The organism is Variovorax sp. dw_954 (genome assembly GCF_018449755.1).
In the GTDB taxonomy this organism is placed as follows: Bacteria; Pseudomonadota; Gammaproteobacteria; order Burkholderiales; family Burkholderiaceae_C; genus Variovorax.
Genome location: NZ_JAAVVD010000009.1, coordinates 90,086 through 114,493 on the forward strand (window position 1 = coordinate 90,086; position 24,408 = coordinate 114,493).

At 66.8% G+C, this 24,408-nt stretch carries 21 protein-coding genes and 1 pseudogene; 14 read left to right on the plus strand and 8 right to left on the minus strand.

Going from position 1 to position 24,408, the window contains the following annotated elements; all coding sequences use genetic code 11:
• The first annotated feature begins 10 nt into the window (after positions 1 to 10).
• Positions 11 to 1,561, plus strand: a complete 1,551-nt coding sequence (locus HB681_RS15990; RefSeq protein WP_345944691.1) for a phospholipase D family protein — start codon at positions 11 to 13, stop codon at positions 1,559 to 1,561.
• Here the strand turns inward: HB681_RS15990 and HB681_RS15995 are convergent.
• Positions 1,516 to 2,964 (minus strand): MFS transporter, encoded by a 1,449-nt coding sequence (locus tag HB681_RS15995; RefSeq protein ID WP_213955836.1) that lies wholly within the window; start codon positions 2,962 to 2,964, stop codon positions 1,516 to 1,518. The genes HB681_RS15990 and HB681_RS15995 overlap by 46 nt on opposite strands.
• Before the next feature lie 246 nt (positions 2,965 to 3,210).
• On the opposite strand from HB681_RS15995, the gene HB681_RS16000 reads away from it, so the two are divergent.
• The gene (locus HB681_RS16000; protein ID WP_213955837.1) at positions 3,211 to 3,633 is read left to right on the plus strand and encodes a response regulator; all 423 of its coding nucleotides are present in this window, start codon (positions 3,211 to 3,213) and stop codon (positions 3,631 to 3,633) included.
• 22 nt (positions 3,634 to 3,655) lie between these two features.
• Here the strand turns inward: HB681_RS16000 and HB681_RS16005 are convergent, their stop codons facing one another.
• Entirely contained in the window at positions 3,656 to 5,257 is a 1,602-nt protein-coding gene (locus tag HB681_RS16005; RefSeq protein WP_213955838.1) for an MASE4 domain-containing protein, read from the minus strand.
• 156 nt (positions 5,258 to 5,413) lie between these two features.
• Here HB681_RS16005 and HB681_RS16010 point away from each other — a divergent pair, with 156 nt between their 5' ends.
• Genes HB681_RS16010 through HB681_RS16020 form a run of 3 tightly spaced genes read left to right on the plus strand, consistent with a single transcriptional unit; the run spans position 5,414 to position 7,633 of the window.
• Positions 5,414 to 6,586, plus strand: a complete 1,173-nt coding sequence (locus HB681_RS16010) for an ATP-binding protein (RefSeq protein WP_213955839.1) — start codon at positions 5,414 to 5,416, stop codon at positions 6,584 to 6,586.
• The gene (locus HB681_RS16015; RefSeq protein ID WP_213955840.1) at positions 6,583 to 6,957 is read left to right on the plus strand and encodes a response regulator; all 375 of its coding nucleotides are present in this window, start codon (positions 6,583 to 6,585) and stop codon (positions 6,955 to 6,957) included. The genes HB681_RS16010 and HB681_RS16015 overlap by 4 nt, the downstream gene beginning before the upstream one ends.
• A 46-nt stretch (positions 6,958 to 7,003) precedes the next feature.
• Entirely contained in the window at positions 7,004 to 7,633 is a 630-nt protein-coding gene (locus HB681_RS16020) for a response regulator (RefSeq protein WP_256734962.1), read from the plus strand.
• Positions 7,634 to 7,688: 55 nt separating this feature from the next.
• Here the strand turns inward: HB681_RS16020 and HB681_RS16025 are convergent, their stop codons facing one another.
• Together HB681_RS16025 and HB681_RS16030 are read right to left on the minus strand one after the other, a co-directional pair.
• Positions 7,689 to 8,630 carry an alpha/beta hydrolase gene (locus HB681_RS16025; protein WP_213955842.1) on the minus strand — a complete coding sequence of 314 codons (942 nt, stop codon included), beginning with the start codon at positions 8,628 to 8,630 and terminating at the stop codon, positions 7,689 to 7,691.
• A gap of 48 nt (positions 8,631 to 8,678) precedes the next feature.
• Positions 8,679 to 9,452: an NAD(P)H-dependent oxidoreductase gene (locus HB681_RS16030; RefSeq protein WP_213955843.1), complete on the minus strand. Its 774-nt coding sequence runs from the start codon at positions 9,450 to 9,452 to the stop codon at positions 8,679 to 8,681.
• A 291-nt stretch (positions 9,453 to 9,743) separates the two neighbouring features.
• Here HB681_RS16030 and HB681_RS16035 point away from each other — a divergent pair, with 291 nt between their 5' ends.
• Positions 9,744 to 10,304, plus strand: a complete 561-nt coding sequence (locus HB681_RS16035) for a thioredoxin family protein (RefSeq protein ID WP_213955844.1) — start codon at positions 9,744 to 9,746, stop codon at positions 10,302 to 10,304.
• 144 nt (positions 10,305 to 10,448) lie between these two features.
• On the opposite strand, the gene HB681_RS16040 is transcribed toward HB681_RS16035, so the two are convergent.
• Complete coding sequence (locus tag HB681_RS16040) at positions 10,449 to 11,189, minus strand: response regulator (protein ID WP_213955845.1); 741 nt, start codon at positions 11,187 to 11,189, stop codon at positions 10,449 to 10,451.
• Between the two features lie 276 nt (positions 11,190 to 11,465).
• Here HB681_RS16040 and HB681_RS16045 point away from each other — a divergent pair, with 276 nt between their 5' ends.
• The 6 genes from HB681_RS16045 to HB681_RS16070 all read left to right on the plus strand — a co-directional run bounded on the left by HB681_RS16045 (position 11,466) and on the right by HB681_RS16070 (position 19,187).
• Positions 11,466 to 11,888: an organic hydroperoxide resistance protein gene (locus HB681_RS16045; RefSeq protein WP_213955983.1), complete on the plus strand. Its 423-nt coding sequence runs from the start codon at positions 11,466 to 11,468 to the stop codon at positions 11,886 to 11,888.
• A 273-nt stretch (positions 11,889 to 12,161) separates the two neighbouring features.
• A complete protein-coding gene (locus HB681_RS16050) occupies positions 12,162 to 13,439 on the plus strand; it encodes an ATP-binding protein (protein ID WP_256734972.1) in 1,278 nt (425 codons plus the stop codon).
• 290 nt (positions 13,440 to 13,729) lie between these two features.
• Positions 13,730 to 14,644 carry an alpha/beta hydrolase gene (locus tag HB681_RS16055; protein ID WP_256734973.1) on the plus strand — a complete coding sequence of 305 codons (915 nt, stop codon included), beginning with the start codon at positions 13,730 to 13,732 and terminating at the stop codon, positions 14,642 to 14,644.
• Positions 14,645 to 14,667: 23 nt separating this feature from the next.
• Complete coding sequence (locus HB681_RS16060) at positions 14,668 to 16,188, plus strand: catalase (RefSeq protein WP_213955848.1); 1,521 nt, start codon at positions 14,668 to 14,670, stop codon at positions 16,186 to 16,188.
• Positions 16,189 to 16,332: 144 nt separating this feature from the next.
• Positions 16,333 to 17,382, plus strand: coding sequence for an alpha/beta hydrolase (locus HB681_RS16065; protein ID WP_213955849.1), 1,050 nt, complete (start codon positions 16,333 to 16,335; stop codon positions 17,380 to 17,382).
• A gap of 11 nt (positions 17,383 to 17,393) precedes the next feature.
• Positions 17,394 to 19,187, plus strand: a complete 1,794-nt coding sequence (locus HB681_RS16070) for a cytochrome c biogenesis protein DipZ (protein ID WP_213955850.1) — start codon at positions 17,394 to 17,396, stop codon at positions 19,185 to 19,187.
• Between the two features lie 694 nt (positions 19,188 to 19,881).
• On the opposite strand, the gene HB681_RS16075 is transcribed toward HB681_RS16070, so the two are convergent.
• Positions 19,882 to 20,427: a hypothetical protein gene (locus HB681_RS16075; RefSeq protein WP_213955851.1), complete on the minus strand. Its 546-nt coding sequence runs from the start codon at positions 20,425 to 20,427 to the stop codon at positions 19,882 to 19,884.
• A 147-nt stretch (positions 20,428 to 20,574) separates the two neighbouring features.
• Here HB681_RS16075 and HB681_RS38100 point away from each other — a divergent pair.
• Both HB681_RS38100 and HB681_RS16080 read left to right on the plus strand, forming a co-directional pair.
• Positions 20,575 to 20,780 (plus strand): annotated as a pseudogene (locus tag HB681_RS38100) (LysR family transcriptional regulator); the annotation flags it as partial.
• A 194-nt stretch (positions 20,781 to 20,974) separates the two neighbouring features.
• Positions 20,975 to 22,012 (plus strand): dienelactone hydrolase, encoded by a 1,038-nt coding sequence (locus tag HB681_RS16080; RefSeq protein WP_213955852.1) that lies wholly within the window; start codon positions 20,975 to 20,977, stop codon positions 22,010 to 22,012.
• Between the two features lie 133 nt (positions 22,013 to 22,145).
• Here HB681_RS16080 and HB681_RS16085 read toward each other — a convergent pair whose 3' ends face one another.
• Positions 22,146 to 23,240 carry a CaiB/BaiF CoA-transferase family protein gene (locus HB681_RS16085; RefSeq protein WP_213955853.1) on the minus strand — a complete coding sequence of 365 codons (1,095 nt, stop codon included), beginning with the start codon at positions 23,238 to 23,240 and terminating at the stop codon, positions 22,146 to 22,148.
• 222 nt (positions 23,241 to 23,462) lie between these two features.
• Positions 23,463 to 24,395 carry an FAD-binding protein gene (locus HB681_RS16090; protein ID WP_213955854.1) on the minus strand — a complete coding sequence of 311 codons (933 nt, stop codon included), beginning with the start codon at positions 24,393 to 24,395 and terminating at the stop codon, positions 23,463 to 23,465.
• Positions 24,396 to 24,408: the final 13 nt, after the last annotated feature.

Sequence of the window (24,408 nt, forward strand, 5' to 3'; positions counted from 1 at the left end):
GACTGAAGCCGTGGTCCACACGCTGCTGCGGACGTTGCTGTGCTGTGCGTCCGCCGTCGGACTCATGGCCTGCGGCGTGCTTCCCGCGGCGCGGGATCGCCCTGCGGGCGTGTCCGCCGCCGCCGATCCTTCCACCGCACTGGCTGCGGTCGTGGCGGCATCCACGCCCCCGGGCGAGCATTCGGGCTTTCGCCTGCTGCCGCTGGGGGTGTTTTCGCTCGATGCCCGGCTGCAGCTTGCCAGGCGGGCCGAGCGGTCCCTCGTCGTGCAGTACTACCAGCTGGAGAACGATGCCACCGGCAGGCTGCTGGTCGGCGCCCTCATGGAGGCTGCCGCGCGCGGCGTGAAAGTCCGGATCCTCGTCGACGACCTGTACACGGCGAAGAGCGAGCAACTGTTGCTCGCGGTCTCCAGGCTGCCCAACATCGAGGTGCGCCTCTTCAACCCGTTCTGCTGTGGCCGCAGCGGTTTCGTGTCGCGCTTCATCGCATCGCCCGCGGACATCGTGCGGCTCAACCGCCGCATGCACAACAAGCTGTTCATTGCAGATGGCGTGATGGCCGTGGTGGGCGGGCGCAACATCGCCGACGACTATTTCGCCCTCGGCGAAATGCAGAACTTCATCGACCTCGACAGCCTCGTGGTCGGCAAGGCGATCGCCCAGCTGGAGGCGATCTTCGACACCTACTGGAATGCCCGGCAGGTCTGGCCCATCAAGGACATCGTGCAGGGCGACGAGGCATCGATGCGCATGGCCATGGAGATGGCCGCCAAGGCCCCGAAGATCGAACTGCCTTCGGTCGATTTCCTGGGCTACGGCACCGTCGCGGAGGAACTGGACAGCGGACGCATGGGCCTGCTCTGGGGCGAAGCCCGGGTGGTTGCCGATCCACCCACCAAGCCCGCGGCCATGACGGAGGCCGAAGCCTATGAGGGCAGCGTCACCATGAAGGTCTGGTCGATGCTCATGCGCGCGGAGGTCGACGTGCAGATGACCTCGCCCTACCTGGTGCCCGGCGTGCGCGGCATGGCCGCCTTCGCCGACCTCGGCCGGCGCAAGGTGAAGCTGACGCTGCTGACCAACTCGCTCGCCGCCAACGACGAGCCGCTCGTGCACACCGGGTATGTGCGCTACCGCGTCATGCTGCTCGAAGGCGGGGCGGACCTGTACGAGGTCAGCCCTCGGCGGGCCACGTCCCACGAGCGCCTCGGCATGTTCGGCAAGTCGATCGGTCGCCTGCATGCCAAGACCGTCGTCGTCGACAGCCGTCATCTCTTCATCGGATCCATGAACCTCGATCCCCGCTCGGCCACGCAGAATACCGAGATGGGGATTGCGATCGACAGCCCCGAGCTTGCGCGCGAGCTGATGCGGATCATCCGCATCGGCAAGCTCCAGAGCGCGTACCGGCTGCGCCTCTCGAAGGACGACGGCACGCTGGAATGGTTGACGAACGACGGCGACAAGGAAGTCGTGCTCACGCATGAACCGGAGTCGACCTGGCTGCTGCGCTTCTACAACTCGCTGATCGCACCCATCGTTCCGGAAGCGCTGCTGTAGCCGGCGGACCACCAGGCCGCCGCCGCGGCCATCAATGCCGTGAGCGCAAAGAAGGTCGCGACGATGCCGAAGGCATGCATCGCACCGGTGGCACCGGCGCGCCCGGCGGCCTCCGCGCCGCTGAAGTACACCGTGCCGAAGAACGCGACGCCGACGACCCCGGCGATCTGCGCCGTCATGGAGATCAGCCCGCTCATGTCGGAGGCATGTCGTGGCGGCACCGCGGCCGTGACGGCGCGGATGATCGCGGTGAGCCCGACGCCCGTTCCGAACCCACCGAAGCCCAGTGTCACGAAGAGCAGTGCCGCGCTCGACTGCGCCGAGAACATGCTGACGCTGACGGCGCCGTAGGCCGCCGCCAGGATGACGAATCCGAAAGGTGCGGCCTGGGGCAGCATGCGCCGCGGCAGTCGTGACAGGGCCAGCCCTCCCACACCGAAGGCCAGCACCCAGGACACCAACGCGATGCCCGACATCAGCGCGCTCTCCCCCAGTCCCTCCTGAAGGTAGAGGGCCAGCGTGAACAGCAAGGCGAAGTACGTCGACAGCGCCGCGCCGTACGCAGCAAGTCCCCAGCCGATCGTGCGCTGCGCCAGCAGGCTCAGGTTGACCAAGGGGTGCCCGCCGCGGCGTTCGATGCGTCGCTCGACGATGATGAAGGCCACGAAAGGCGCGACGCTCGCGATGAGGCTGAGCCAGGTCCATGCCGGCCAGTGGCGCGTGTGCCCCAGCATCAACGGCAACACGGCCAGCAGCACGGCAAGCGAGAGCGTGCCCATGCCCAGGAGGTCGAGGCGTTGCGGCCGCACTTCGCGATGCACCGGCAGGATCCGCCAGGCCGCCACCATGACAACCGCGCCGATGGGCAGGTTGACCAGGAAGATCGGGCGCCACCCGGAACCGAACAGGTTCGCAGCCACCAGGGCGCCGCCCAGCACCTGCCCGAGCGCGGCGCTGATCGACAGGGCGAGCGCGTAGTAGCCGATCGCCCGCGTACGTGCGGCGCCGGTGAAGTTCAGTTGGATGCCGGTCAGCACCTGCGGCACCAGCAGGGCCGCGCCGATCCCCTGCACGACCCGGGTGCCGATCAGCACGTCCGCGCGCCAGGCCAGGCCACACGCGCCGGAGGCCAGGGTGAACAGGCCCAGGCCCACCATGAACAGGCGCCGGTAGCCGTGGGTCGCGCCGAGGCGCGCACCCGTGACCAGCAGCATGGCGTAGGACAGTGTGTAGGCAGAGATGACCAGCTGCAATTCACTGTCGGATGCGCCCAGTCCCTCGCGGATCGACGGCGTCGCGACATTGACGACCGCCACGTCGACGTTCGCGATGAAGACGCCCATCAGCAGCACGGTGAGCACCGATGCCGTGCCGCGCGCGTCGGCTTTTTCTTGAAAGTTCATACACTCACCTTGTTGGAAAATCCACCGAAGCACCTCGGGGACTCAGCGGGCCCGCTGGGGAAATTCCCGCAGGATCCCGGCCATGTGAAAGCGCACGCATCCGTTGCCCAGCATGGCAAGCAAGTGGAGAAGAATGCGTCCCGCAGGAAATCGGGCCAGTGTCATCGCCTTGTCCCAAAGATGCGATCACACCGCATGCATGCCCGTCGAGCCATTGGACGATGGTGTCGCCGACACGAAAGAACCATGAACACAGCGTCCGCCAGTGATGACGACACCGACCTGCCCCACTTCGCGATCGACGTGCCCGTCATCGCGGTGATCGACGATGACATCTCCGTGCGCGAATCGCTGGAACTGCTGATCCACAGTGCGGGCTGGGAAGCCCAGACCTTCGAGTCGGTCGAGCACTTCCGCACGCGACCTTCGGCGCTCGCACCCGGTTGCCTCGTGCTCGACGTGACGCTGGCCGGCATTGCCGGGCTGGATCTGCAGGCCGTGTTCGCGTGCGAACCGGCCCGCATGCCGGTTCTCTTCATCACCGGCTACGACGAGGTGCCGGCGAGCGTGAGGGCCATGAAGCCCGGGCCGATCGAGTGCTTGACGAAGCCCTTCAGCGGCGACGCACTGCTGCACGCCATCCAGCAGGCCATGAACACGGCCTGTTGAAGTTCCCCGGGCAATGCGCCGCTCAGGCGGCCGCCGGAACGCCCGGACGCAAGGTGAACTGGAAGACGGCCCCGCGTGGGGTGTTCGGGTCGACCCACAAGCGCCCGTGGTGCGCCTCCACGATCGAGCGGCAGATCGAAAGACCCATGCCCATGCCGTCCGGCTTGGTCGTGAACAGCGGGCTGAAGATGCGTTCGACATCCTGCGTGCCGACGCCCGCGCCCGTGTCCGCCACCGACACCTTGATGCCGTCGCCCTCGTAGGGCTCGGAGCTCACTTGCAGGACTCTCGGCTCGTCCCGCGCGCTCATCGAATCGACGGCGTTCATGATGAGGTTCAGCAGCACCTGCTGGAGCTGGATGCGGTCGCCATGCACCTCCGGGAGCGATTTGCCCGGCGCGCTGTGAACCAGTATCTGGTGGCGCTGCAAGTCGCCCACCACCAGCGCCAGGGACTTCCGGATCAGCGCTTCGACATCGAGCCTTGTCCTGTGCCGCACCTCGTTCCTGAAGATCGCGCGAATGCTCTGGAGCACCGCCGCGGCCCGGTGTCCGTCGGCGACGACCCGCCTGAAGGCATCGCCGGCCTTGCCGGCATCCGGTTGCGCCCGATCCAGGAAGCGCAAGCCCGCCTCGGCGCTCGTGATCATGCCGCTCAGGGGCTGCCGCACTTCATGCGCGATCGTTGCCGCGACGGCATCGCCGGTCATGCGCCGCGCCTCGCGCTCGCGGCGCTGGGCGAGCACCGCGGCGAGCAGCTTGGCATAGAGCGTGGTGATCTCGTAGAGCAGGACGATCAGCACCAGGATGCTGGAGAGGAAGCCGAACACGCGGCCCGCATACCAGCCGACGCCGTAGATGATCTGCGCCGGGAAATAGGTCAGCGGCACTTCGAACGCATGCGCGCAGAGCACGACCATCAGCCACAGGTCGAGCATCGAGCGGCGACGCGTCCACAACACCATGATGGCCACGACGCTCAGCAACGAGACGGGTACGCCCACATAAGGCCACTGCGGGCCCAAGCGAACCGAATCGAGCCGCATGCGGGGCAACCACGGTTCGCCGGCCATGCAGATGACGGCCAGGGCGACGACGACGGCCACCGTCAGCGCAACGCTCAGCAGGATTCCGCCGCGCACGGTGCCGCCCCAGAGGCGTTTGTTGCCGTCCGCATCCTTGGTCAGGGCGTAGCCGATGACGAACATCGGAAAGCCGGCATGCCAGGAGAAATAGAGCCACGAGGTGCTTTGCAGCCCGCCCAGCAGCGCGTCGGTGGCGATGGCTCCCGGGAAGGTCAGGAACACCGCGATCACGATCAGCGCCGTGAACAGGTAGCCGCTTGCGATGACGAGGATGGCGCGCGAGCGTACGATCGAGAACTGCGAGAACAGCAGGATCGACGTGATCAGGTCGTTCACGAACATCGCCATCACATAGGCAGGGACAAAGGCCGAGATGCGCCCCAACTGGATTCCGGAAAAGGGCCCCGCAATCACCAGCAGGAAGAACGACAGCAGGGCGAGCACGACCACGCCTGCCAATCGCTTCTGTGCCGGACTGGGCGGCAGGCCCGAGAAAATGAAATCTCCACCCTCGGGCGGGCTGGCGACTTGCTTTGGCATCGTGTCGACCTTCGCAGCAGCGGCTGCGCGCGCGACGATACTCCTTTAGCACTTCGGTGCGGCGCCGTGAGATGCCGACCAACACCAAAGTCTCATGGACGTATGCACCCCGCCAGCGCATCCTTGTGACACGGCGACCGTCACGAAAGGGCCGGAATGGAAAACGGGTACTCCCGCTTCGCAGATGCGCTCCCCGGCCTGGTATGGACTGCGCTTCCCGACGGGCATGTCGATTTCCTCAACCAACGCTGGCATGCGTACACCGGCCAGCGCCACGACGTCGCACTCGGCCACGATTGGACGGCGTCCGTCCACCCCGACGACCTCGCCGAATGGATGCAGCGATGGAGTGCCATGCTGGCGGGCAAGCCATGCGAAATGGACGTGCGCTTGCGCCGGCACGACGGCGTTTTCCGGTGGTTCCAGTTTCGCGCCGCCGCATGGCGCGACGCCGGCGGCGCCATCGTCAAATGGTGCGGCGTGCTCACCGACATCGACCATGCGAAGCGTGCCGAGGAAGCGTTGGGCAAGCTCCGGTCGGAACTGGCGCAGGTCGCCCGTGTCACGAGTCTCGGCGCCTTGACCGCATCGATCGCCCACGAAGTCAACCAGCCCCTGTCGGGCATCATCACCAATGCCAGCACCTGCCTTCGGATGCTCGGCACCGACCCGCCCAACATCGACGGCGCGCGCGAAACCGCACGGCGCACGATCCGCGACGGTCATCGCGCGTCCGACGTCATCACCCGCCTGCGCGCACTCTTCGGCCGGCACAGTCCGCCGGCCGAATGGGTCGACCTGAACGAGGCGACGCGCGAGGTGATGGCGTTGTCGTCAAGCGAACTGCATCGCGAACGCGTGATTCCGAGTTCCGAGCTGGCGGACGACTTGCCTAGCGTGTCGGGCGACCGCGCGCAGTTGCAGCAGGTGATCCTGTACCTGCTGCTGAACGCCCTGGAGGCGATGCGCACCGTGGTCGATCGACCACGGCAACTGATGGTCAAGACCAACCGGGACGAAGGAGATTGCGTGCGATTGACAGTGAAGGATGCGGGGATCGGTATCGATCCGCAGAACATGGAGCGTCTCTTCGACGCCTTCTACACGACCAAGAGCGGGGGCATGGGGATCGGGCTGTCGGTCAGCCGTTCCATCATCGAAAGCCATCACGGTCGGCTGTGGGCGGCGGCCAATGACGGCCCGGGGGTTTCGTTCGCGTTCTCCATCCCGACCCATCCCGAAAGCACCGCGCGCTTCCATGGTTCAGGCGCGATCCACACGGACATGGCGATGGAAGCGCCGCGCCGTCGCGCGGGAGCCTCGCGATGAAGGTCGTGCCCGCGCTCGTCTCCATCGTCGACGACGACGAATCCGTGCGCGAGTCGCTGCCGGATCTGCTCAAGGAGTTCGGCTATTCGGTCGAGGCTTTCGCATCGGCGGAAGCCTTCCTTGCGTCCGATTGCATCGACCGGACACAGTGCCTGATCCTCGACATCGCAATGCCCGGCATGTCGGGCCCGGAACTCCAGAGGGAACTGAAAGGCCGCGGCCGGACCGTGCCGATCGTCTTCATCACCGCGCACGCGGATGAGGCCATCCGCCCGCTGATGCTCGAGCAAGGCGCCGTGGAGTGCCTGTTCAAGCCCTTCAGCGAAAGTGCCCTGCTGGGCGCGCTCCACACCGCCCTGCGAACGCCCTGAAGCATTTTCCAGAAAGCGCATGATCCCGAATCGATGCGTCCATGCCATGACACACACCACGCCTCTTGTCTTCATCGTCGATGACGATGTCTCGGTCCGCGAATCGCTGGAATCCATGGTCGCCCACGCGGGCTGGCAGCCGGAGACCTTCGCGTCGGCGCAGGCGTTCCTGGCGCGCGACCGGTCCACATTGCCGTGCTGCCTGATCCTGGACGTCGGCCTGCCGGACCTGAACGGCCTCGATCTTCAGAAACTGATCGGCATCGACCGCACCGACATGCCGATCATCTTCATCACCGGCTACGGCAGCGTGCCCATGACGGTGCAGGCCATGAAGGCCGGCGCAGTGGAGTTCCTGACCAAGCCCTTCGATGACGACGTGCTGCTGGCCGCCATCGGCAACGCCATCGAGGGCAGCCGCGCGGCGCTGGCACAGACTGAAGGACTGCGATCGCTGCGGGCTGCCCATGCATCACTGAGCCGCCGCGAGCGGGAGGTGATGGAACTCGTGGTCTCCGGCCTCCTGAACAAGCAGGTGGGCGGTGAGCTGGGCATCAGCGAGATCACGGTGAAGGCGCACCGCGGTCGGGTCATGCAGAAGATGAACGCCGGCTCGCTGCCAGACCTCGTGAACATGGCCGCGCGGCTCGGCCTGCGCGCGCCGCAAAGCCACTGAGGCCACTGAGGCCACTGAGGCCGCGCAGGCCGCGGACACCGGCCTCGACGTTGCGTCAGTGCGCTGGCGGCCAGCTTCCCGCCGCCTCTGCCGAAGGCTGGCCGGAGGACAGGGCTGCCGTCACCGACCCCGCCAAGGGCGCGACCCCCGCCGGATCTTCCGAGTCGAGAAAGCTTCGCGCATGCGCGAGAAAGCGCTCCGGATACTGGTACTGCGAGCCGTGGCCGGCGTCGGGATAGATGATGAGTTGCGCGTTGGGGATCGCCTGCGCGAGGTGCCACGAGTTGATCGTCGGCACCATGATGTCGTTGCTGCCGTTGACCACCAGCGTGGGCTGGCCGATCTGCCGCAGGTCCGCGAACAAGGCGGGCCTGGCCTGCCCCCAATCCGCCAGCGCGTCGAGTTGCGCAAGCATGGCCGCTTGCGAGCTCGGTGGATCGACGTCCGCCGTGCGTTGCTGGCGGCGGTCATAGAAGGCACGTCCGGCCGCCTGGCTCTCTGCCGAGGGCGAGAAGAACAGCAGCAGGAAGTCGTCGATGGTCGGCACGTCGTGCGTGGCGGCCGGCCCGACGCGCGCGTCCGATCCGGGCACGCCGCCGCGCGGGCCTGTGCCCGCGAGGATCAGGCGGCGCACCAGCTTCGGATGGGCGAGCGTGAGCGCCTGCGCAACGAAGCCGCCGATGGAGAAGCCCAGCACGTCGACGGTCTGCAGGCCCATGGCTGCGACGAAGGCGGCGACATGCTCCGCCATGGCCTCGAAGGTCCGGGGCGTCTCGCCACCAGACGCGGCCACGCCCGCGTTGTGGAAGAGGATCACCGGCCTGTCGCGGCCCAGGCCATCCGTCAGCAGCGGATCCCAATGGTCCATGCCGCCCCGGAAGTGCTGGAGGAAGAGCAGCGGAACCCCCGTGGCGGCGCCAAACCGGCGGTAGGCAAAGCGGATGCCGCCGGCCTCGATGAACTGCGTGGGGACGTCGACGTGTGTGTGAATGGTCATGGGTTCTCCTGTGGAAATGAAAAGCAGATGGCTGCGCCGTGGCACCGGCTACCGCAGGTGCAGGCCGAAGAAGTCGGAGGTCCGGCGATTGGCCAGCGCGGTGGCGGCTGCGTCGCTCGCGCCAACGACGCGCGACGCCACAAGGCGAAGGCGATGGGTGAAAGCACGCACGAATCCGGTCCTCGCCGGCCGTGCCGCGCGCGCTGGGGCGACCGGCAGCGGCGAGGCAGCTACGGCCTCTATCCCGCCGTCTCGCGCCATCATCAACGCCCGCGCAGACCGGGCCAAGTCATCCAGCATGGCAGCGGCCGCCAGGTCCAGGTGCGGAAAGTCCTCGAAGGTCTTCCCCTGCTGCCAGATGCCAACAACTTCGCTCCGGCTGACATGGACCGCGCGGGTCACGGGTGCCATCTGCAGTGCGAGCGCCACGTTCCGCAACGGATCACTGTCGGTATCGCCCGCGTGCCTTCCGTAGCCGACGAACGCGATCGGCTTGTCTGCGAATGCGCCGAGTCGCGCTTCCGCGTCTGTCGGAGCACCCGGGCTGCGCTTCGGGTCTTCCTCGGACGCCACGACGATGAAGCCGTCGAGGCGGTCGAGCACGGCCATCCAGCGCTGGGCGACAGAGCCCTCGTCGTGGCGCGACGCAGGCAGCACAGGCGCCCCGAAGAAAGGCAGAGGATGGCGGCCGAGGTCGATGAGTTCGATCCTCATGTCAGACCGCTGCTCGGCCACGCGGTAGATCCAGTGCGCTGGCACCTCGCCAAAGCGTCCGCCCTGGCCAGAAGAGCCCACGATGACGCCGATCAGGGGATTGTTCATTCGGACCCTTCAGAAAAATGGGAGTTCGATCCGCGGGGCAAGGCCTCGGCGACGGGTCGAGCAGCTCGGCCGACATGGAACCGATCAAACCAGAGCCGTTGCGCCCGATCCATTGGACGTTGGTGTCGCCTACACCTTCGTATCACGCGCCCGGAACCGGCTCGGCATGAAACGTAGTGTGTGGACTTCGTCGTGCCGATACATGCGCGTACGAACAACGTGATGCGAGCCTGGCCCGCACATGAAGATGCGATCGTTCCCGAATCCGCCTCTATCCGACCAGGAGTTCACATGACATTTCGCGCCAGCGCCCTCTTCGTCGCCGTTGCTCTCGCAGCTTCGTTGGCTGCCCTCAGCCTGGCGGCCCTGCCGCGCGGCGGCGATACGCCAGTGGCCCACCAGCAGCAAGCCCCCGCCCTCCAGGGCATCGGCACCTGGCTCAATTCGCCACCACTGAAGCTCGATGAACTGCACGGCAAGGTCGTGCTCGTCGACTTCTGGACCTACACCTGTATCAACTGCCTGAACCACCTGCCCTCCATCAAGGATTGGCATGCGAAGTACAAGGACCAGGGCCTCGTCGTGATCGGTGTTCACACGCCCGAGTTCGCCTACGAAAAGTCGACGAAGAACGTGCAGGCCGCCATCGAGAAGCTCGGGATCCGGCACGCCGTGGCGCAAGACAACGACTACGCCACGTGGAAGGCCTTCGGCAATCAGTTCTGGCCCGCGGTCTACCTGATCGACAAGCAGGGGCGCATCGTCTACTCGCACTTCGGCGAGGGCAGCTACGAGACCACCGAGAAGAAGATCCAGGCGCTGCTGGCAGAACCCGCCGCGGCCGGGTCCTGAGCGACCATGAGAAGCCTCTGGTTCGCACTGCTGTTCCTGGCCGGCGGAATCTCGCACGAGTTGCGCAACCCCGTCCGTTGCCAGTGCATCGCATCGCGCCACGTCGCCGGTGGGAAACGACGCGACGCCCCTGTCGCGTGATGCTCAGTCGCGAGCCTCGACCGTCGAGGCGAAGACATAGCCTTCGCTGCGCACCGTCTTGATGTAGCGCGGCTCGCGTGCATCGTCGCGAAGGCGTTGCCGCAGGCGACTCACCAGCAGGTCGATGGACCGCTCGAAGAGTTCGGCCTCGCGGCCCTGCGTGAGGTTGAGCAGCTGGTCGCGGCTGAGCACCACCTGCGGATGGTCGAGGAAGGTGCGCAGCAACCTGTACTCCGCGCCGCTGAGCGCGACCATCGTGCCGGTGTCATCGAGCAGGTGGCGTGCAGAGGTATCGACGCGCCATGGCCCGAAGCCCAGCACCTGCGCCGACTCGGTCGAATGCATGTTCGGCGGCAGCATGCGCGTGCGGCGCATCACGGCCCGGATGCGTGCCAGCAGTTCGCGCGCCGAGAAGGGCTTGGCCAGGTAGTCGTCGGCGCCCATCTCCAGGCCCAGGATGCGGTCGGCCTCCTCGCTTCGCGCCGTCAGCATCAGGATGGGTGTGGTCTTGTACTTGCCGGTGCGCAGGTCGCGGCACAGCGTGAGCCCGTCTTCGCCAGGCAGCATGAGGTCCAGGATGATGAGGTCGAAAGGGCCCGACGACTCGAGCGCCGCACGCATGTGCCGGCCGGTGGGTACCGCGGCCACGCGCAAGCCGTTCTTGACCAGGTAGGTGGTGAGCAGTTCGCGGATCTCGCGATCGTCGTCGACGATGAGCACGTGATCGGCAGGACGTGTGTTCATGGCCCGCAATGTAGCCCTCCGGCGCGGAATCGTCCCGGGCTTTGTATGCCCAGGTATCCGGCGCCCTGCCCCGAGACACTCTGATGCGAACACCGGCTGCGGCGCGATCGCCGAATGACCGGCCGAATCGCCGGCCGAATGAAATTTACTGTCGGGAAAGCGCCCCCGGATACACAGGCATACGGTGAGCGGGCCGCAGGGTGTCCCGGCGGCCAAGAATCCGCGCGTCAGTTTCTTTCACTCCCCATTCAAGGATTCAACATGACGCAAGCAACCATGACGCAGGTCCAAAAGAAGGTTCTCTACACCGCCCACGAACACACCACCGGTGGACGCGACGGCGGCGCATCGCGCAGCTCCGACGGCCGTCTCGACATCAAGTTCTCGGTGCCGGGAACGCCCGGCACCGGCACCAACCCGGAGCAGCTTCTGGCAGCAGGCTGGTCGGCCTGCTTCATCGGTGCGATGGGGCTCGCGGCCCGCAAGATGAAGGTCGCGATGCCGGCCACGGCAGCCGTCGATGCCGAAGTCGACCTGGTCCTCACCGGCGATGCCTATTCGCTGCAAGCGCGCCTCAACGTGAGCCTGCCCGGCATCGAGCCGGGCATCGCCCGCGCCATTGCCGACGCCGCGCACCAGACCTGCCCCTACTCCAAGGCGACGCGCGGCAACATCGACGTGACGATCAACGTCGTCTGAGCCAGACCGCATCGCGGAAGCAAGCGGCCCGCCCGTGCGAACGGGCGGGCCGTTGTGCGTCGGCAGCCGGGCATCGGTAAAGTTCTATTTCACGCCGTCGCTCGAACACATTGGAATACACGCGGCGCCCATCGAATCGACGCAGAGGCCTATAAACGGGCCATGACCCGGTCGACCTCACGCGCTCCAGCCAGTGGCCCCGAGACCGGATTGACACCCGAGCGGAGGAGTCGCCTGCGCCGCCTCGTGCCACGCTCGCTGTTCGCGCGCGTGATGCTGATCATGGTCGTGGGATTGGCCATTGCACAGCTCCTGACCTTCGCCTCGATCCGCTATGAGCGCGGCAACGCGATGCGCGAACTGATGATGAGCGGCATCGAGCTGGATATCGCCAGTTCCATCGCCATCCTCGACCGGCTCCCGGCCGATGAGCGCCACGCCTGGCTGGGACGCTTGGAGCGCCGGAACTACAAGTTCATCCTGGGCGGTGACGACGTGTCTGGCCCGGCCCCATCAGAGCCTTCATCGCAGGAATTCGCGTCAGCCATCACCACCGCGCTGAAGCCCTTCACGGTCGTTCGAGTGGCGCAGACCGGCGATGGACAGGACAGCCTTCGCATGCAGGTCAAGCTGGGCGACGGCAGTTGGGTGACGGTCGCTGCGCGGCGCGTGCCGATGCCGGTGTCCGACTGGGTGATGTGGATGCTGTGGGTCCAGCTCGCCGTGCTCGCGGCCTGCGGCTGGCTCGCGGTGCGCCTCGTCACCCGGCCTCTCGCCCGGCTCGCCTCGGCGGCCGACGAACTGGGGCCGGACCTGAAGCCGAGGATGCTCGTCGAGGAAGGCCCGACCGAAGTGGCGCATGCGGCGCGCGCCTTCAACGCGATGCAGCGCCGGATCGCGGGCTACATGTCGGAGCGCGTCGAGATCCTGGCTGCGATCTCGCACGACTTGCAGACGCCGATCACGCGGATGCGCCTGCGCACCGACCTGATGGACAACGAGAAGGACCAGGTCAAGTTCAGGCAGGACCTCGACGCCATGAATGCGCTGGTGCGGGAAGGCATGACCTATGCGCGCACGCTGCATGGGACGAAGGAGCCGCCCTGCCGCATCGATGCCGATGCGCTGCTGGAGAGCATGGTGGCGGACTACGAGGATGCCGGCCAGCAGGTGCAGCTGGAAGGCCGGATCGGCGAGCCCGTCGTGACACGCCCCAACGCCCTGCGCAGGATCCTCGCCAACCTGATCGACAACGCGTTGAAGTTCGGCAGCGAGGTGCGCGTTCTCGTGCACTACGCCGGGGACCAGCTCACGGTGGCGGTGATCGACAACGGGCCCGGCATCCCGCCCGAGCACCTGGCGTCGGTGCTCAAGCCCTTCTACCGCGTCGAAGGCTCGCGCAACCGGAGCACCGGCGGCACGGGCCTGGGCCTCGCCATCGCGCACCAGCTTGCCAACGCCATGGGGGCCGAGCTGACGCTGAGCAATCGCGACGAAGGCGGCCTGAAGGCGCGGCTGAGCGTGAGCACCCGCGCCGACGCGCAAGGCTGAGGCTGCAATCCAGCCCGCAGGCGCCTGTCCCGCGGGTGCCTTTTTGTATGGCCACGTGTCTGGCCGCGATGCGCGTACACGGCGATGCAAGAACGCCTGTCCATGACACACGCGGGATACAGCGTCGGACTTCAATGGCCCTTCGACACACACCCATGCTTGCGAAGGACCCCATGACACATGACATCAACCAGCAGCGCCGCAGCTTCCTCGGTGCAGCCATGGCGACGGCCGCCGCGGTGAATCTCGGCGTCGCGGGCACCAGCCATGCCCAGCCTGTCGCGGGCCCGCTGAAGCGGCTGGAGCCGCTGCGGCATGTCGACGCGGGCGTGCTCGACATCGCGTACTACGAGGCCGGCCCCGCGGACGGACCGGTGGCGATGCTGATGCATGGCTATCCCTACGACATCCATTCCTACGTCGACGTGGCACCGGATCTCGCGGCGCGCGGCTGCAGGGTGATCGTGCCGTACCTGCGCGGCTACTCCCCGACGCGCTTTCTCGACGGCGCAACCCCACGATCGGGCGAACAGGCCGCATTGGGCGCGGACCTGATCGCGTTGATGGACGCATTGAAGATCCGCACCGCCGTCGTCGCCGGCTACGACTGGGGCGGGCGCGCCGCCTGCGTGGCAGCCGCGCTGTGGCCGGCGCGCGTGACGGGGCTGGTCTGCGTCAACAGCTACCTGATCCAGAACATCGCCCGGGCCATGGTGCCCACCTCGCCCGCGGGCGAGAAGGCGATCTGGTACCAGTACTACTTTCACAACGAGCGCGGCGTGGCAGGCCTTAGCGCCAACCGGCGCGAACTGACCCGGCTGCTGTGGAAGGACTGGTCGCCGAACTGGAACTTCGACGACGCCACCTTCGAGCGCGCCGCGGTCTCCTTCGACAACCCGGACTTCGTCCCGGTCGTCATCCACAACTACCGGCACCGATTCGGGTTGGTCGACGGCGACCCGGCCTATGCAGGCCTCCAGAAGCGCCTGGCCGCGCAACCGGTGATCAGCGTGCCCGCCATCACGCTGGATGGCGGTGGCGATGGCGTCATCGCCGCCACGGATGGCAAGGGCTCCGCGCACCTCTTCAGCGGGCCGCGCTCGCACCGCATCGTGCCCAAGGTCGGGCACAACCTGCCGCAGGAAGCCCCCAAGGCATTTGCAGACGCCGTCTGGGAGCTCGCGTCAGCGAAGCAACCCGCCTGATCCATCCACACCGGAGCAATTCCATGAACCCAACGAACAGACTCACCACCGAATCCGGCGCCCCCGTCGAGGACAACCAGCGCTCCCAGACCGCCGGCGCCAACGGCCCGGTGCTGATGCAGGACCACCACCTGATCGAGAAGCTCGCGCGCTTCGATCGCGAACGCATCCCCGAGCGCGTGGTGCATGCTCGGGGCTCGGGCGCCTTCGGCAGCTTCGAGGTGACGGCCGACGTGTCGAAATGGACCCGGGCGAAGTTCCTCGGCCAGGTCGGCAAGAAGACCGACGTGCTGATCCGCTTCTCGACCGTGGCATTGGAGCTCGGCTCGGCCGACACGGTGCGCGACCCGCGTGGCTTCGCGCTCAAGTTCTACACCCAGGAAGGCAACTACGACCTGGTCGGCAACAACACGCCGATCTTCTTCATCCGCGATGCCATCAAGTTCCCGGACTTCATCCACTCGCAGAAGCGCGATCCCTGGAGCCACGTGCAGGAGCCCGACAACGCCTGGGACTTCTTCTCGAACTCGCCCGAGGCGACGCACCAGTTCACCTGGCTGTTCGGCGACCGTGGGATTCCTCGAAGCTACCGCCACATGGACGGCTTCGGCTCGCACACCTTCCAGTGGGTCAACGCCGGGGGCGAGGCCTTCTGGATCAAGTACCACTTCAAGACCCGGCAAGGGATCGAATGCTTCACGGCGGAAGAGGCCCAGCGCGTGGGTGGCGAGAACCCGAATCACCATCATCTCGACCTGCTGCATTCGATCGAGCGCGGCGAGTTCCCGAAGTGGACGTTGCAGGTGCAGGTGATGCCGGTGGCCGAGGCGCAGCACTACCGCTTCAACCCCTTCGATGTGACCAAGGTGTGGTCGCACAAGGACTATCCAAAGATCGACGTCGGGGTGCTGACGCTCAACCGCAACCCCGGCAACTACTTTGCCGAGATCGAGCAGGCCGCGTTCAACCCGGCCAACTTCGTGCCCGGCATCGGACCGTCGCCGGACAAGATGCTGCAAGGTCGGCTGTTCAGCTACGGCGACACGCAGCGCTACCGGCTCGGCATCAACCACACCCAATTGCCGGTGAACTGCCCCCACGCGACCAAGGCGGCAAACTACGGCCGCGATGGCGCCATGCGCCACGACAACGGCGGACGCGGCCCGAACTACGAGCCGAACAGCTTCGGCGACGCACCGAAGCAGAGCAACCGGCCCCTGTATGCCCCGCTCGAAATCCACGGCTGGACCGGCAGCCATGCGTGGACGAAGCATCCCGACGACAACGACTTCGTGCAGGCCGGCGATCTCTACCGCCTGATGGACGAGCCGGCGAAGCGTCGCCTCGTCCACAGCATCGCCGGCGGGCTCGGCGCGGTGACGCGGCAGGAGATCATCGACCGGGCGACCGGCCACTTCCGCCAGGCAGACGCCGACTTCGGCGCGCGGGTCGAGACGGCCGTGAAGGCGGTCCAGGCCAGCCTGAAGGGCGAGGACGTCTCGGTGCAGGTCGGCGCGTCAACGCACGCCGATGCACTGGGCTGAGGCATCCCGGGGGCGTTTTGTATTCCCGTGTATCTGCGGTAGCCAAGGTACACGCCCATACCAAAACGCCCCTTCGCCGACACATGCCGAATACATGCGAAGCATCCAATGAGCCACATCGCTCGACACGCACCAAGGAACGCCATGTCCAACCAAGTCAATCGCCAGCGCCGCAACTTTCTGGGCAGCGCAGTCGCCGGGATCGCCACGGCAGAGCTGGGCTTCATCGGCTCGGCCCATGCCCAGACGCCATCTCCTGCAACGCCCGCCGCTGCACCCGCCGGCGCGCCGCAGAAGCTCGGGCCGATCAGGCAGATCAAGGCCGGTGAACTGGATGTCGGCTACTACGAAGCCGGCCCCGCGAACGGCATCCCGGTGCTGCTGATGCACGGATATCCCTACGACATCCACAGCTATGCAGACGTGGCCCCGCTGCTTGCCGCACGCGGTTGCCGCGTGATCGTGCCGCACCTGCGCGGCCACGGCACCACGCGCTTTCTCGACACCGCGAACCCGCGCTCCGCACAGCAATCCGCCGTGGCTCTGGATCAGATCGCATTGCTGGACGCCCTCAAGATCGACCGTGCCGTGATGGTGGGCTACGACTGGGGTGCTCGAACGGCCTGCATCATCGCGGCGCTGTGGCCCGAGCGCTGCCTGGGCCTGCTCTCGGTCGGCGGCTACATCATGACCAACCTGCCGGCCAACAGGATGCCGCTCCCGGCCAAGGCCGAGCACGAGTGGTGGTACCAGTTCTACTTCGCCACGGAGCGCGGCCGCGCCGGGCTCGAGGCCAACCGCAAGGACATCGCGCGCATTCTCTGGACGACGAATTCGCCGAAGTGGAACTTCGACGAGGCGACCTTCCAGCGCAGCGCGGCGTCCTTCGACAACCCTGACTACGTGGCGATCGTGATCCACAACTACCGCTGGCGCCTCGGCCTGGCGGACGGCTTCCCGAAGTACGCGGAATGGGAGAAGCAACTGGCCACGCTGCCCGTCATCTCCGTGCCCACCATCACCATGGACGGCGACTCCAACGGCATCGTGCCGCCTTCCGACGGCAAGGCACAGGCGGCGAAGTTCAGCGGTCCGCGCACGCACCAGGTCGTCCAGGCGGGCCACAACGTCCCGCAGGAAACGCCGCAAGTCTTTGCCGATGCGGTGTGGTCGCTGGCATCGGCGCGCCACTGAGCGGGCACGCCATGTTCATCCTGGTTGCTGCCTACCTGGGCGGGGTGCTCACCATCCTGAGCCCCTGCGTCCTGCCGGTGCTGCCTTTCGTGTTCGCGCGCGCCGACCGTCCCTTCCGGTCGCATGGCCTGCCCCTGCTGCTGGGCATGGCGGTGGCGTTCGCGGGCATCGCGACGCTGGCCGCCGTCGGCGGCGGATGGGTCGTGGAGCTGAACCAGTACGGGCGCTACGCCGCCATCGGCCTGCTGGCGGTGTTCGGTGTCACGCTGCTTTTTCCCTCGCTGGCGGACCGCTGGAGCCAGCCCTTGGTGGCCTTCGGCTACCGGCTTTCCGAGCCGCGCGCCGATGCGGCGTCGGCGCGCCCGTCCTTGCTGTCGCCGCTGCTGCTGGGCGTCGGCACCGGCATGCTGTGGGCGCCCTGCGCCGGTCCGATCCTCGGCTTGATCCTGACCAGCGCGGCGCTCAACGGCGCCAGCGTCGGTACCTCGTTGCTGCTGCTCGTCTACGCGGCAGGCGCCTGTACCTCGCTGGCGGCCGCGCTGCTGTTCGGCGGACGGCTGTTCTCGCTGATGAAGGGAACGCTGGCGACGGGCGCCATGGTCCGGCGTGGCGCCGGTGCCGCCGTCCTCGTCGGCGTGGGAGCCATCGCGCTCGGCTTCGACACCGACGTGCTGAGCCGCATCTCGTTCGGGTCCACGACGCGCTTCGAGAAATCACTGGTCGAAAGGATCGAAATGCGCCCGCCTTCAGCGCCCTCCCCTGGTTCTACCGTTGGCCCGGACAAGGCGCGGTTCGTCCTCACCGCGGCAACCACGGACCGCAAGCCCCAGCGCTCGCTGCCGCCGGAAGGCGCCTTTCCATCGCTCGCCGGAGCGACCGAATGGCTCAATTCGGCGCCTCTGACCGCCGAAGCGTTGCGCGGCAAGGTGGTGCTGGTCGACTTCTGGACCTACTCGTGCATCAACTGCCTGCGCACCGTGCCGTACCTTCGCGCATGGGCCGACAAGTACAAGGACGCGGGCCTCGTGATCGTCGGCGTTCACACGCCCGAGTTCGCCTTCGAGAAACGCCGGTCGAACGTGGTCAATGCCACGAAGGACCTGGGCATCGACTTTCCCGTGGCCATCGACAACGACTTCGCGGTGTGGCGCGCGTTCAGGAACCGGGCATGGCCTGCGTTCTACTTCATCGACGCCAAAGGGCAGATCCGCCATCACCAGTTCGGCGAGAACCAGTACGAGGAGGCGGAAGAAGTCATCCAGCAATTGCTGGCCGAGGCCGGCCAGGCGAGCGTGCCCTCGAAGCTGGTCGCGCCGCAGGGCGTTGGCACGCAGGCCGCGGCAGGTGCAGCGCCGCCGCTGTCGCAGGAGAGCTACCTCGGTCATGAGCGCGCGCACAACTTCGCCTCGCCGGGCGGGATCGTGCGGGACCGCGCCAACGCCTACCAGCTCGCCACGTCGCTGCGCACCGACCAGTGGTCGCTCGGCGGGGACTGGACGGTGGAAGGCGAGCGCGCAGTCGTCGGCAGCGCGAACGGCCGCATCGCCTATCGCTTTCAGGCACGCGACCTGCACCTGGTGCTGGGACCGTCGGCGGACGGCAAGCCTGTGCGCTTCAGGGTGCGCATCGACGGCAACGCGCCGCTTGCCGACCACGGCTACGACACCGACGCCGCGGGCAACGGCACGATCGACGCGCAGCGTCTCTACCAGCTGGTGCGCCAGGTGGCGAGCAGGAAGAGCAGGCTGTTCGAGATCGAGTTCCTGGACCCCGGCGCGCAGGCCTACGCTTTCACGTTCGGGTAATGGGCAGTTGAGGGAGCGCAGCGGCTCGATCGAGGCACTTCGCGTCTCAAGGGACGGACACGGGGATGACGTGCGAGATCGAGAACGAGAAGGTCGATCCTGGACCATCAGGATGATCATGTCGACCGCATCGGGAAGACTCGCCATCCTGGAGCTCGGCGCCGGCGGCTGACGGGCGACGTGGCAATGGGTCCATCGGATTGGACGCGTCCATCGAGCGATTCATCCACCCGGTTTGCTCCGGCGCCATGTACGCAAAGGTGCCGGCGATGACTTCGGGCGGCTCGGGCGCCTGCCGTGCGCGACGCAAGCGCGATGCGATAGCGAACCCCATCGGGCGTACATCGCCGGCAAGCACGTTGGCGGGTTTGACATCCTTGTGGACCAGCCCCGCCCGTGAGCCAGGCCGATCGATCTTGCCAGCCCGCAGGCAAGCTCCAGTTCGCGCTTCTGCCCGAGTGGTCGGTCTCTCGCCCGCTCAAGGATGACGTCCAGTGGCTCGCCGCCAAAGTCTTCAAGCCACAGCATATCAACACGGCGCAGACCGATGGCTGGGCGCCAATAGTGGGACCGGCCGCAGAGGACAGCGCAACGGCCAGCGCGTTCCAGCCGATGGCGGCGCCGAGTTGTTGCCGCGGAACGACGGAGCGCAACAGCGCAACGCCAAGCGCCATGACCGCAGCTGAAGGTCTGATCATGGTGTGCCGAAAGTCCAGACGCCGTCCTTCTCGACGTACCGTTTCACCCGGTGCTCGTCCTTGTCTTCCTTCTTGAGGTCGCGCGCGGTGAAGCGGAACAGAAGCGCCGGCCCCTTCATGCACCGCGTGTCATGAATATCTCCGGGCAGATAGACCTGGACCTGCCCGGGTCGCATCACGGTGGAGTCCTGCTTCACCAGTCCAACACTGCCGTCGGTGTTCTCGACCCGCGCATAGGTCCTCATCTCGATTTCGCCTTGCTGGATGGCGTAGATGACCCAGGCTCGGCCATGGTCATGAGGTGGCCTGTAGAGGCCGGCGTACTCCGAATGCGCCAGGAGTACGAACCCGTGTGCCGGATCGCGATAGAGCTCCTTGTTCGCCGGCGCTTCGCGGTGCAATGCAGCCAACCAATCTTCCGTCGCGGGTGCCCGGAGAAGGTCCGCGAGGTGGCGTTGGCAACCGGCGACCACCGTGTCGCCCAGCGGTCCCCAGACCGACCTGATTCCCTGCATCGATGCGTCGAGCGTATTGCTGGCCATGATTTCTTCCTTTGAGTTGCGCTTGGACGACCTCCGTTCAAGCAGTGCCCCAACGATAGGATTTCGCCCCGAATTGCGGAAGGCGCAGCAGTTGCAACATATTCGTGCGTCAAACGCCATGTCAGCCCGAACGTGCTAATTTCCGATTCCGACTTGATCGCCAGCGTTCCCTCTAGCGCCACACCAAAGGCTTGCGTGCCGGGCTGCACAGCTTCCAGTTGCCGATGCCGGCGCCGGAGATCACCGTCTCGTTGCTCTGGCATCCGAGGATGGATGGGGACCTTGCGCACCGCTGGCTGCGCCGTTGCGTTCGGGATGTCTGCTCGGACCGCCCTGCCTCCGCTGTGAGTTGAGGCAGCCGCGGTGTCATAGCGCACGGTGGCCGCCAGCGAAAGCGATCGGCGGATGCGCATCGCGCTTCTCACATGCACTTGACGCCGGTTTCCTGGCGCTCCGTCTCATGGCGGTGGCAGGGAGGATGTCGCGCCACGACGATGGCGATTCCGACAACCGCACCCCCGTGCAACTTCCTTCGAGGATCCCGCTCATGCGCATCAGACAACGTGCCTTGCTCCTGGCCCTGGGCCTGTTCCTATCGGTCAACGTCCTGGCAGGCCAGGCCGGGTTCCGGACCGTCAGCGTTCCCGGTCTGCCCGCGGACCCCGAACCTGTCCCTGTCGCCTTGTTCTACCCCACGCAGTCGCCCGAGCGAACCATCGCGATGGGGCCGTTCACGGTCCATGCCGCCATGGGCGGTGTGCCTGAAGCGCAAGTGAAGGGCTTGATCGTCCTGAGCCACGGGCACGGGGGGTCCGAGCTGGGACACGCCAGCCTGGCTGAAGCGCTGGCGCGCGACGGCTACCTGGTTGCCGCGCTGCGCCATCCCGGCGACAACTGGCAAGACCAATCGCTGCTCGCGAATGGCCCGGCTCGCTACTTCAGTGTGCGCCCGCAACAGGCTTCGCGTGTGATCGATGCGCTGCTGCAGGACCCAGCCTGGAAGGACCGCATCGCGCGCGACGCCAAGGGACCACGCGTCGGGGCGGTCGGGCATTCGGCGGGTGGCTACACGGTATTGGCGCTGGCCGGGGGCCGGCCCGAACTGCAACGGCTCGCCACGCATTGCTCGGACAACCGTGCTGCCGATCCGATCCTCTGCAGCGTAGCGCCCACGGGGGAGCCAGCAGTGACCCCGAGTGGGCAACTGGATCAAGCGGTCCCGGCGCTGGCGGACAGCCGCGTTCGCGCTGTCGTCGCACTGGCGCCGCTGGGCGCCGTCTTTTCGGCGCGATCGCTCGCCTCGATCCAGATTCCGACCTTGGTCTACGAAGCCGAACTGGACCGCTATCTCGTCCCACGCTTTCATGCGGAGTGGATCGCGCAGAACGTGTCCGGGGTCGAACTGCACCGCGTCTCCAATGCATGGCATTGGGCATTCATGGACATCCCCGCCATGCCCATCTCGACGCCCGATGGCGACATCGGCGCCGATCCACCGGGCTTTGATCGGCCAGCGTTCCTGAAACAGTTGGGCAAGGAGCTCCCGGCTTACTTCGACAAGATCTTTGAACTCAGCCCGGGATGACCGGAGCGCGCGCCTTGACGCCGAGGGGGCAAGCCATATGCGTGGCAAAGCACGAGCATCCCGCCCTCCGTATCCTGGCCGACGCGCCCGACGCGCCCGCCGCGCCGGCCCTCGCGAATACTCGCCAGACTCTTCAGCCCCAGACGCTCGCGGCTTGCACGTCCAGCGCCGCCAGGATTGCGCCGGTGTGCTCGCCCCGCTGCGGCAGCGGACGTGGCGTGACAGCCTCGCCATCGAAGCGTGGGGCCGGCCGCGTCTGCAGCAACCCGTCGCGCTCGAAGTAGATGTCGCGCGCGGCCATGTGCGGGTGCGCAGCGGCCTCGGGCGGGCTCAGGACCGGGCCGAAGCAGACGTCGGTTCCCTCCAGCAGCGCCGACCATTCGTCGCGCGTGCGGCTCGCAAAGAGCTCGGTGAAGTGCGCCTGCATCTCGCCCCATCGCGCGCGGTCCCATTGCTTGCCCGCGAAGCGCGGATCGTCCTGCAGGCCGAGCTTTTCCAGCAGCAACGCATAGAACTGCGGCTCGAGCGAACCCAGCGTGATGAAGTGGCCGTCGGCGCAGCGGTAGGTCGCGAAGAAGTGCGAGCGCTCGTGCATGTTCTCGCCGCGCGGGCCGGTCACCAGACCTTTCTGCCGCGACGCGAGGATGAGCTGCATCATGTGCGCCGAGCCGTCGACGATCGAGGCATCGACCACCGTCCCCTGCCCCGTCTCGCGTGCCTTCAGGATGCCGGCCAGCAGGCCGACCGCCAGGTACAACGCGCCGCCACCGATATCGCCGATCAGCGTGATGGCCGATTGCGGCGGCTCGGCCGGCGTGCCGTTGTAGTAGAGCGCGCCCGAGGTCGCGATGTAGTTGTTGTCATGCCCCGCGGCCTGTGCCAGCGGGCCGGTCTGGCCCCAGCCGGTCATGCGGCCATAGACCAGGCGCGGGTTGCGCGCCGCGCATTCCGCAGGCCCCAGGCCCAGGCGCTCCATCACGCCGGGGCGCATGCCTTCGATCAGTGCGTCGGCGTCCTCGATCAGCTTCAGCACCAGCTCGCGGCCTTCCGGCGTCTTGAGGTCCGCGACGATGGAACGCTTGCCGCGGTTGAGCAGGCTGGACGGCGCGCCGGCAGCGGCCTCGCGCTCGACCGCGATGACATCGGCACCCAGGTCCGCAAGGTGCATGGCGCAGAACGGCCCGGGGCCGATGCCGCAGATTTCGACGATCCTGATTCCTGAAAGCATGCGAGTTCCTGTTGTCAATTGGTTCGATTGAGCGCGTGCGGCCGAAGCGATCGCGTGTCGGGTCGGCAGGTGTAGAAAGCCTCGTCTCGCTGCGACGGCGTCCCCACGGGCTGGCTGGATACTCCAGCGCGTCGCGTCGACTGCGAGGCACGCGCCTCGGCGGCGGCACGCACTTCCATCAGGCATTGTCGAAGAAGAGCCATGTCGCGCCTCCTTTGTGTGTCAGAGCGTGGCGGCCAGGTCAGGCACCGCCGTGAACAGGTCGGCCACGAGGCCGTAGTCGGCCACCGAGAAGATCGGTGCCTCTTCATCCTTGTTGATCGCGACGATCACCTTGGAATCCTTCATGCCGGCCAGATGCTGGATCGCGCCCGAGATGCCGGCGGCGATGTAGAGCTGCGGCGCGACGATCTTGCCGGTCTGGCCCACTTGCCAGTCGTTCGGGGCGTAGCCCGCGTCGACGGCGGCGCGGCTGGCGCCCAGGCCGGCGTTGAGCTTGTCGGCCAGCGGCGCCATGACTTCCTGGAACTTCTCGGCGCTGCCCAGCGCACGGCCACCGGAGACGATGATCTTGGCGGCGGTCAGTTCGGGGCGTTCGCTCTTCGTGACCTCGCGGCCCACGAAGCTCGACTTGCCGCTGTCGGCCACGCCTTCGGCGTTCTCGACGCTGGCGCTGCCACCGGTGGCGGCCGCGGCATCAAAGCCCGTGGTGCGCACGGTGATGACCTTGGTCGCATCGCTGCTCTGCACGGTGGCAATCGCGTTACCAGCATAGATGGGGCGCTCGAAGGTGTCGGCGCTCACGACCTTGGTGATGTCGGAGATCTGGGCCACGTCGAGCTTGGCGGCCACGCGAGGTGCGACGTTCTTGCCGTTGGCGGTCGAGGGGAACAGGATGTGACTGTAGTTGCCGGCGATGGCCAGCACCTGGGCTGCAACGTTTTCAGCGAGGTTCTCGGCGAGCGACGGGCTGTCGGCGGCGATGACCTTGGAGACACCTGCGATCTTGGCGGCGGCAGCAGCAGCCTCGGCGGCATTGGCGCCAGCCACGAGCACGTGGACGTCGCCACCGCAGGCCAGCGCGGCGGTCACGGTGTTGAGGGTCGCCGGCTTGACGGTGGCGTGGTCGTGTTCGGCAATGACGAGTGCGGTCATGTTGTTGTCTTTC

Excerpts from the sequence above, each read along its gene's own strand:
- HB681_RS15995 (WP_213955836.1), bottom strand. The coding sequence starts at position 2,964 with ATGAACTTTCAAGAAAAAGCCGACGCGCGCGGCACGGCATCGGTGCTC.
- HB681_RS16000 (WP_213955837.1), top strand. The coding sequence starts at position 3,211 with ATGAACACAGCGTCCGCCAGTGATGACGACACCGACCTGCCCCACTTC.
- HB681_RS16005 (WP_213955838.1), bottom strand. The coding sequence starts at position 5,257 with ATGCCAAAGCAAGTCGCCAGCCCGCCCGAGGGTGGAGATTTCATTTTC.
- HB681_RS16010 (WP_213955839.1), top strand. The coding sequence starts at position 5,414 with ATGGAAAACGGGTACTCCCGCTTCGCAGATGCGCTCCCCGGCCTGGTA.
- HB681_RS16015 (WP_213955840.1), top strand. The coding sequence starts at position 6,583 with ATGAAGGTCGTGCCCGCGCTCGTCTCCATCGTCGACGACGACGAATCC.
- HB681_RS16020 (WP_256734962.1), top strand. The coding sequence starts at position 7,004 with ATGACACACACCACGCCTCTTGTCTTCATCGTCGATGACGATGTCTCG.
- HB681_RS16025 (WP_213955842.1), bottom strand. The coding sequence starts at position 8,630 with ATGACCATTCACACACACGTCGACGTCCCCACGCAGTTCATCGAGGCC.
- HB681_RS16030 (WP_213955843.1), bottom strand. The coding sequence starts at position 9,452 with ATGAACAATCCCCTGATCGGCGTCATCGTGGGCTCTTCTGGCCAGGGC.
- HB681_RS16035 (WP_213955844.1), top strand. The coding sequence starts at position 9,744 with ATGACATTTCGCGCCAGCGCCCTCTTCGTCGCCGTTGCTCTCGCAGCT.
- HB681_RS16040 (WP_213955845.1), bottom strand. The coding sequence starts at position 11,189 with ATGAACACACGTCCTGCCGATCACGTGCTCATCGTCGACGACGATCGC.
- HB681_RS16045 (WP_213955983.1), top strand. The coding sequence starts at position 11,466 with ATGACGCAGGTCCAAAAGAAGGTTCTCTACACCGCCCACGAACACACC.
- HB681_RS16050 (WP_256734972.1), top strand. The coding sequence starts at position 12,162 with ATGCTGATCATGGTCGTGGGATTGGCCATTGCACAGCTCCTGACCTTC.
- HB681_RS16060 (WP_213955848.1), top strand. The coding sequence starts at position 14,668 with ATGAACCCAACGAACAGACTCACCACCGAATCCGGCGCCCCCGTCGAG.
- HB681_RS16065 (WP_213955849.1), top strand. The coding sequence starts at position 16,333 with ATGTCCAACCAAGTCAATCGCCAGCGCCGCAACTTTCTGGGCAGCGCA.
- HB681_RS16070 (WP_213955850.1), top strand. The coding sequence starts at position 17,394 with ATGTTCATCCTGGTTGCTGCCTACCTGGGCGGGGTGCTCACCATCCTG.
- HB681_RS16075 (WP_213955851.1), bottom strand. The coding sequence starts at position 20,427 with ATGGCCAGCAATACGCTCGACGCATCGATGCAGGGAATCAGGTCGGTC.
- HB681_RS16080 (WP_213955852.1), top strand. The coding sequence starts at position 20,975 with ATGCGCATCAGACAACGTGCCTTGCTCCTGGCCCTGGGCCTGTTCCTA.
- HB681_RS16085 (WP_213955853.1), bottom strand. The coding sequence starts at position 23,240 with ATGCTTTCAGGAATCAGGATCGTCGAAATCTGCGGCATCGGCCCCGGG.
- HB681_RS16090 (WP_213955854.1), bottom strand. The coding sequence starts at position 24,395 with ATGACCGCACTCGTCATTGCCGAACACGACCACGCCACCGTCAAGCCG.